The organism is Bacteroides sp. UBA939, assembly GCF_002293435.1.
Lineage (GTDB): Bacteria > Bacteroidota > Bacteroidia > Bacteroidales > Bacteroidaceae > Bacteroides.
In genome coordinates, this window is sequence record NZ_DBDF01000177.1 from 1 (window position 1) to 8,117 (window position 8,117).

General features: G+C 43.1%; 3 protein-coding genes. 1 reads left to right on the forward strand and 2 read right to left on the reverse strand.

Features of this window, described 5'->3' with window-relative positions:
• Window positions 1-45 precede the first annotated feature (45 nt).
• Window positions 46-2,499, forward strand: a complete 2,454-nt coding sequence (locus tag B2Z67_RS11300; RefSeq protein WP_291529933.1) for a TlpA family protein disulfide reductase — start codon at window positions 46-48, stop codon at window positions 2,497-2,499.
• Window positions 2,500-2,512: 13 nt separating this feature from the next.
• Here B2Z67_RS11300 and B2Z67_RS11305 read toward each other — a convergent pair whose 3' ends face one another.
• Both B2Z67_RS11305 and B2Z67_RS11310 read right to left on the reverse strand, forming a co-directional pair.
• Complete coding sequence (locus tag B2Z67_RS11305) at window positions 2,513-3,781, reverse strand: ATP-binding protein (protein WP_291529934.1); 1,269 nt, start codon at window positions 3,779-3,781, stop codon at window positions 2,513-2,515.
• Between the two features lie 200 nt (window positions 3,782-3,981).
• Entirely contained in the window at window positions 3,982-7,809 is a 3,828-nt protein-coding gene (locus B2Z67_RS11310; protein WP_291529935.1) for a glycoside hydrolase family 2 TIM barrel-domain containing protein, read from the reverse strand.
• Window positions 7,810-8,117 lie beyond the last annotated feature (308 nt).

The following is an 8,117-nucleotide window of genomic DNA, read 5'->3' on the forward strand; positions in this document are numbered from 1 at the left end:
CTAATTATGAACAGCTACTTAAATAACCTCAATACAATTTACAGTATGAAGAAACTGATTTGCCTTCTCTTGCTTTGGACTGCGTGTATGATGCTCCAAGCACAAAATGTGATTGATAATCCTAAGTTTAAATACCGTTCAGGCAGTATTTATACTGTTACCCGGATTGAACGTAATCCGGATGCAACCCGGTTGCATATTCATGTTATCTTTCGTCCGCATTGGTGGGTAAAAACAGGTAAAAGCACTCATTTGCAAGATGCTGCTACCGGTGAGAAATATTACATCACAGGTAGCGAGGGCTTTGAATTGGAAAAGGAAGTATTTACACCGGATTCCGGTACTTTGGACTTTGTGCTCCTCTTTCCGCCTCTTCCCAAGGAAACAAAAGAAATTCATTTCCTGGATGATGCTGACCATGATGAACTGAGCACGTATTATATTTCATTGGAAAAACAAGACGCCGAAGCCTCGCTCTTTGACAAAATCTCCGGCAATTGGATGGGAATGAATGATTATTATGAATGGGCGTTCGGCATATACGATTCTTTGGCTGTTATGGATAATCGCTTCTATCAATATGAAGATATCCGCCAAAAGGGGAAAAGCATGTTGCTGACTCTGAAAGGTGAGGATGGGGAATTCGTAAAACTGGAATTGACTCCACAGAAAGACGGCCTGTGCCGGATTAGAAGAGACAAAGAACCTGCACGCCTCTTCTCCCGAACTACGAAAAGCATGAAAGCCGCGCAGGCGAAGAATGAGGATACTCCGGTTTTCCGTCGCGACAGTATCTGCCTGCAGGGATACATTGCTGGGTATGATCGCAAATTAGGTTTTAGTAACGGTCTGATTTATGTTTCCAACAATTTGACAAGGGAAGATTATCCGATGGTAGTTAACCTTCAACCCAACGGCAGGTTTGAGTGCAAATTTGAAGCTAATTATCCTATATACAGTTCGGTCGTTTTTAAAGACAGTTGGATACCTCTTTATGCAGAACCGGGGCAGACGGTGACGCTTTATCTGGATTGGGAAGCGGTGATGGCACGCAGTCGCGCACGCGATTACTATTATCCTATCAAGAATCTTCACTATATGGGAGCTGATGCTTATATAAACCACGCACTGAGGTATATGGATGACTACATGAATTTTCCGTATGAAGAATTCTCGAAAATGCAGAAAGAGTTGACGCCAGCCCAGTTCAGAGAGCAGTGTGAACCAAGATTCAGACACTGGTCTGATGTTGCCGATTCGCTCGTGAATGCAAATCAATACGTAGGAAGTATGGCGCGATTAGTGAAGAATATGACAAAAATAGCGGAAGGTTATAAACTGTTGGACTTTGTTATGAGCAGAGGTTATTTGGCACAAAGAGAAAAAGATAATCCGGTTTTGAAGATTAAGGAAGATTCGGCTTATTACAGTTTCTTGCGACAGATGCCACTGAATGACAGTCTTATTGTAGCTGACAGAGATTTTAGTAGTTTTATCAACCGTCTTGAATATATGGACTTTGCAAGAGCTATGGGTGATACAACGACTGTTGAATATGGAAAGACTGCCTATACATATCCTGAAAAATCTATTCTAACCTATTTGAAGAAGCATGGCGTAGTATTTACCCCCGAGCAGGAAAAGATGCGGAAGGATAGCGAAGAAAAAGCAGGTAAGACTGTGATAAGAGAGATAAGCGAACTTATAGAGGAGTCGGAGATATGGAAAGAACTTAACGAGAAACATAAGGACTTGTTCGAAGCCTATGAGAAAGAAAATAAGATAGTGAATAGCGTATCTATTGATGAAGATCAAAGAGTGGAAGATGAAACAAGAATGAAAATAAACCGCTACTTTGAATATCAAAGGAAGAAGGCGGGACAGTTGGATACCATAGTCGGATATACTCCGTTGGTTTCGCAGATTATTACTTTGCGCAGTATTCTTTTTGATTTGAAACAATTCGATAAGGAAGGCGCCCGTATCCTGTTGGATAAAGAAGAGCAGCTAATCAGTCATCCGTTCATGGTTGCTGAGGCGGAGCGTTTGTATGCCGGGGCTTTCCCGCTGCAAAATGACAGTACGTATGCTTTGCCTGAAGGAGCTGCCACTGAAATCTTCCGGAATATCATCAAATCCCATGCGGGCAAAGTTCTGTTTGTTGATTTCTGGGCTACCACTTGCGGCCCTTGCCGTGTGGGCATTGAAAATACTGCCGACCTGCGGCAACTATACAAAGACCATCCTGAATTCCAGTTTATATACATCACAAGTGATCGTGAAAGCCCGGAAAAAGCTTATAATGAGTATGTGGAAAAGAATTTGAAAGGTGAGGCTTGTTACCGGATACCTCAGGCAGAGTACAACTATCTTCGCCAGTTATTCCGCTTCAATGGTATCCCTCATTATGAGTTGATAGAAAAGGATGGAAAGGTATCGAGGAATTCTCCGGGAACTTATAATCTGAAGGGCTATTTGAAAAAACGGTTTGGTAGGTAATATTCGAAATCATCTATTCCTGCAATAGCCAATCTATGACGGACATAACTTGTATGGTATGTCCGTCTTCCTCAATAATCCGAGTATCATTCATGGTTATTAGAGTAAGTTTCTCAGATTTTAAATCTGAGGATGCTCTGCATAATGCAGATGTTTCACGATTATAAGTCTTTGTGGAGGAAATGTCAACAGATACCTGAATTAGTTCTCTGACATTGTTTCCTTCACAAATTACAAAATCAATCTCATATTGCTCCCGATAATAGAAAACATCATAAAATAAAGGCTTGTTTCTTCTTAACAGCTCAACATAGACAATGTTCTCTAATTTCCAGCCTAAGTTTTGCCCGTTCATCGCATCGTCCCTTTCGGTAATAAATGCGATATCAACCACATATCCTTTCTCATTTCGGATGCGTTCTTTACTTTTAAATGAGAATTTGTGGATGCCTAATAAGAGGTATGTACGTTTTAAATAAGATACGTAGTTCTCTGCTGTGTGCGAGGAACCAAAGCCAAATCGTTCTGCAAGGTCGGCATATATAATCTCCTGACCGAAATTATCTATCAGATGATTGGCGAGCATACGCAATGACTCTATATATCTGACTTTAAACCGCTGCTGTATATCTTTGCGTATAATAGAGTCAAACAACCCCTGTATATATCCACGGCTGTTTTTTACTTCAAACAATTCAGGGAATCCCCCTTTTTTAAGATATTCCTCGAATGCTGCTTTTTTGAAAGCCACCCCTTTGGTTGAAATATCTTTAGTATCTATTCTTCGGTATTGACAAAACTCTGTGAAGGAAAAAGGGTAAAGTTCTATTTGATTGTATCGTCCGGTCAGGTGTGTGCTAAGCTCGCTGCTCAGAAGTTTTGCATTAGAACCGGTTATGATAAGATGAATCTTCTGCCGAAGCAGCCTGTTTACGAAGAGAAACCATTCTGCAATGTTCTGTATTTCATCCAGAAATAAATAATGGAAATCTCCATATACCATATATATAGCTTCCAATAAGGAGTTTAAGTCTTTGGATTCTAATTTATATAATCGTTCATCATCAAAATTCACATAAGCATAAGGTATGTTCCTTTGTTTTAAGACCTTGTGGCAGATTGTTGATTTACCGCTTCGCCGTACTCCTATGACGATTTGTGCTAAATGGCTATCTATATCGAATAGGCTTTCTTCCTTTCGGGAACATAAATCTTTAGGGGTGATTAACCTCAACTCTTCTTTCTGGTCAGCTACAATCTGCGCATATTCATTGATGTTCATAACAGTATGTTTTTAAATATCACATACAAAGATAGCTCTTTTAGTTTTCTAACTGCACTATTTCGGCATATTTTAGTTCTCTAACTGCACTATTATAGTTAATATATATTTCCTAACTGCACTATTAGAGCTGTTGAGCAAAAAAATATCCCGTAATCATCATTCGTGACTACGGGATATCAACAGAGCCGGAACAGTTGTTATTTAGATACTTTTATATTGAATTCAGCCACAGAGGTATAAGGATTATCTCTGACTTCTGACTTTGCTACGAATTTGAAATAGCGCGCCTGAAAGGAAGGCGATATCGGGACATGCTGTGAATTGGCGATGTTCCTGAATTGTCCTTTGGCAGCCGGCTCTCCCCAAACTTCAGGGTCGTTGCTGAAATAAATCTCGTACTCTTTTATCCGCCCATTGGTTCCGTTGAGCCTTCCCTGATAAATGAACTCCGCTATCTGATACGCTTGTCCCATATCAACGATAATCTCGTGCGGATGTTTCTCTGCTCTATCTCCCCAAGGTGTGTGCCACAAGGTGTTTATATTATCGTCGAATGCCCTGTATCCTTCGTTATCGCGTGCCTGAGCCGAACAATGAACCAACTTCCATATCGACTTATCCACGAAAAACTCAAATTCTTCTTCGGCAATAATGCCGTCGCGGTAATCCGGTGATTTGCCATACGCCTTTATGATTCCGCCTTCTTTAAATTCAAAGGGCGCAGTATATGGTTTAAACTTTCCGCCGTTTATGCTATAGAAGATTTCCGTATCCGGTTGCGCGATACTCAATTCAATCTGTCCTTTCTTGTCCTGTGCTATCTTTACGGGCGGGCATACAGGGATTTCAAATCTTGCTTTTTTCGAAAGCTCTTCATTGTTCAGCTTTGCTTTAAGCGGAATAATCATGAAATTGAAAGTAGTATTTTCAGCTTTCAACTCATATTTGTCGAGTACATCCGGTCCGCAACTTGCATTGCCTAACGCACGCATACGCGCATCCAGACATATTACGGTGTTCTCGCGGAACTCTACTTCGTACGGATGCTTCTTCCGGTTATTATGGTCGGTAAATATATCCTCTGCTCTGAAGTGAGTGGCAGACGCAGCCATTCTCTGCGGAGCAACAAACAGGAATCCCGTTCCATAAGAATCTGTAAGTGACATCCAGCGTACATCTTCCTTATTCATCATTTCCTGTGGGTGGGGATATTTTTCCACTTGTGCCGAAACGGTACTGTTGTAAACTCCTTCGAAACAAGCCTCTTTACGGTCGGCATACGATTCCCACGGTCCACGGCCAAACCATGTCAGGTTTTCGTAGCCTTTGGGCATTTCCAGCCGGTAGCCTATCTTTGGCAATACAACGCCTTTGGTGGAAGGATTGATTATGGAGTTTACGAGCAGGGTTCCATCATTCATTACCCTGAACAGAATCTGATTGGTAAATGTATTCGGCCCTTCTCCTTTATATATGTTCTTTATACTCAGGCTGACGGAATTTCCGGAAGGGTCTTGTTCTATGGCCCATGTTCCGGCTTCAACTGTAAGGTTGTTCAGACCCATGCTGAGCCAATTGCCTATTTGCATGTGGTCGTTGTTTGTAGGAGCTCTGAACATGTTCAGTTTGAGAGGCTCGCTAATCATTTGCCTTCCGTTTGAAGCATAACTTGTTAATGTTCCCAGCGATTTGGAGAATACAATCTCGAAGCCGGTTCCGGCTATGGCAATGTCGTTGGGATTCTCGCGGATGGTGATGGCGCCGGTTCCATTGGCCTGATAAAGAGGCTTTTTCGCTTCCTTCAGTTGCATCTGTTCACTTGCCACTTCATATCCGGCTTCGGCCCACAGGGTGGCTTGCCGCTGATAAACGTTGAAGCGAATGAAGTATTCCGCATCCGGTTTCAGAGTTAGAGGCAGTGCATTGATGGTGATTTCTTTTTCTTCTCCGGCAGAGAGTGTGGCATTCAACTTCTCTCTTTTCAGCACTTTGCCATCTTCCAGTACGGAATAAAAAATATCCAGGTTCTCTGTATCCTTAAATGCCAGTTTGCTCTTCAACAGAAATGTTCTTCCGTCTTCTTTCATCGAGAAGTCTACAGGCTGGTATATTTTCTTTGTATTGTATGACTTGGCGGAGATGGTGTGATCGGCAAATACCACTCCGTTCAGGCAAAACGATGCATCGTTGGGTCTGTCTCCGAAGTCTCCCCCGTAAGCCCAATAGGTCTCGCCGGGTCTGCCGGGGACGGGCATCAGCAGGCTTTGGTCTTTCCAGTCCCAGATGAATTCACCGGTCAATGCGGGGTATTTCTCGTACAGTTCAAACATCTCACGCACATTTCCCATGGAGTTTCCCATGCCGTGGCTATTCTCGCACTGAATGTGCGGGCGCGGATTGGCAGCTTTCAGGCGTTCTTCTCCGATGTACCTGATATGGTCATAGTTTGCATACATGGTACTGCTGACGTCGCTCCACTGGTCGTTGCCCTGGTAATGCGTCAGGCGTGTTTTGTCTAATTCCTTAATAGCCTTTTCTACATACTCGAAATTGTTGCCGCCTCCGGCTTCGTTTCCATACGACCACATAAATATGGATACATGGTTCCTGAAACGCTTGACATGGTTCTGATTGCGCTCAACCATAGGCTTGCGGAATAATTCTACTCCCGAAAGTCCGGTATTTCCATGACATTCTACATTTGCCTCCGCCAGAACGTATAATCCGTATTTGTCGCAAAGTTCATAGAAGTACGGATTATTGGGATAATGTGAGGTGCGTACGGCGTTTATGTTCAACTGCTTCATGAGTATGACGTCGTGCTCCATTTCTTCTTTGGAGACAGTGCGACCGTTGATTTCACTGTGGTCGTGACGATTCACGCCATGAAACACCATACGCTTGCCGTTAATCAGGAGTTCTCCCCGGGAGCCGATTTCGACTTTACGGAATCCTACCTTTCCTCCGCGTATGTCGATGGTTTTCTTTCCGTCTTTCAGGGTGATTATCAAGTTGTACAGTTCGGGTGTTTCGGCGCTCCATTTGCGGGGGCTTGCCACGTCCATTGTAAGGGTATTGTTGCCCGTGGTGGGAGCTTGGATGGTTTTCTCTGCCACCACCGTTGTTCCGTCCATTACCTTGGCGGTTAGTGCTCCTGATTTCAGAGCTTTTCCGGTCAGATTGACGTCCAGGGTTATTGTGGCGTCTTTATATTGCTTGTCCAACTCCGTGCGGAAGAAGTAATCGCGTATCTGTGTTTTGGGAGCCGACCATATAAATACGTCGCGGCTGATACCTGTCAGTCGCCAGAAGTCCTGGTCTTCGAGGAATGAACCGCTTGTGAAGCGATAGATCTGTACGGCTACGGTGTTTGTTCCTTTCTTCACATAGTCGGTTATTTTAAATTCGGAAGGCAGATAAGAATCTTCGGAGTAGCCGACTTGACGCCCATTAATCCAGAGATAGTAACCGGGCCCTGCACCGTTGAAGCGGATGTAGATGTCGCGTCCGTCCCAGTTTGCGGGGATGGTGAACTCTCTGCGGTAGCTTCCTACCGGATTCTTCATACTGTTGTTATAGGTAAAGTGCGAAGGCCGGTCGGCCATTACGCTGTAATCCTTATCGTAGGTGAACGGATATATGACGTTCGTATATAAAGGCTTATCCCAGTTTTTGTTTTGCCGGACGCCATATACCTGCCACACAGAGGGCACTTCGATGGTATCCCAATCGTCGGTATTGAAATCGGTTTTATAGAAATCCGCAGGCATTGTTTCCGGGTCTTTGCTCCAGTGGAACTTCCATATCCCGTTTAGTGATGCGTAGTATGGAGACTCTTCGATGCGGTTGTCCGGCACATCGCTCTCCGTGGCGAAGGGAATGGCGATGGTGGTTGCTTCCTCCCTGTTGATGTTGGTTACAGACACATTGTTCCAGGCTTTTCCCCAATCCTCTGTAGCCGATGCCCGGAATGAGTGTACCATTAGAATAAGAAAAACGAAGTAAAATTTTACGGTTGCTTTCATTTGTATTTTATTTAATTATTGAATCCTCGGTCAAAGAAGGCGGAATATAGCCTTATATGTTTTACCCTTTACTATTTCTTTATTCGGCAAAGATAAGCTATTGGAAAGATTTAGGCTTTTGATATTAGATATTTAGTTTATAAAATCAGATAATTTTGTAGCAAACATCACTATCACGGATAATATGCACTCATTTGTATGTCATTTAAGGACTATTCACTGAAAAATGAAGTGTCGTAATAAGTTCCCACACCACGAGAATTTATGCTTGAACACAGATTCACAGAGACACAGAGACACAGAGTTTT

Bases quoted from the DNA above. Each gene is read 5' to 3' on its own strand.
- B2Z67_RS11300 (WP_291529933.1), top strand. From the start codon at position 46: ATGAAGAAACTGATTTGCCTTCTCTTGCTTTGGACTGCGTGTATGATG.
- B2Z67_RS11305 (WP_291529934.1), bottom strand. From the start codon at position 3,781: ATGAACATCAATGAATATGCGCAGATTGTAGCTGACCAGAAAGAAGAG.
- B2Z67_RS11310 (WP_291529935.1), bottom strand. From the start codon at position 7,809: ATGAAAGCAACCGTAAAATTTTACTTCGTTTTTCTTATTCTAATGGTA.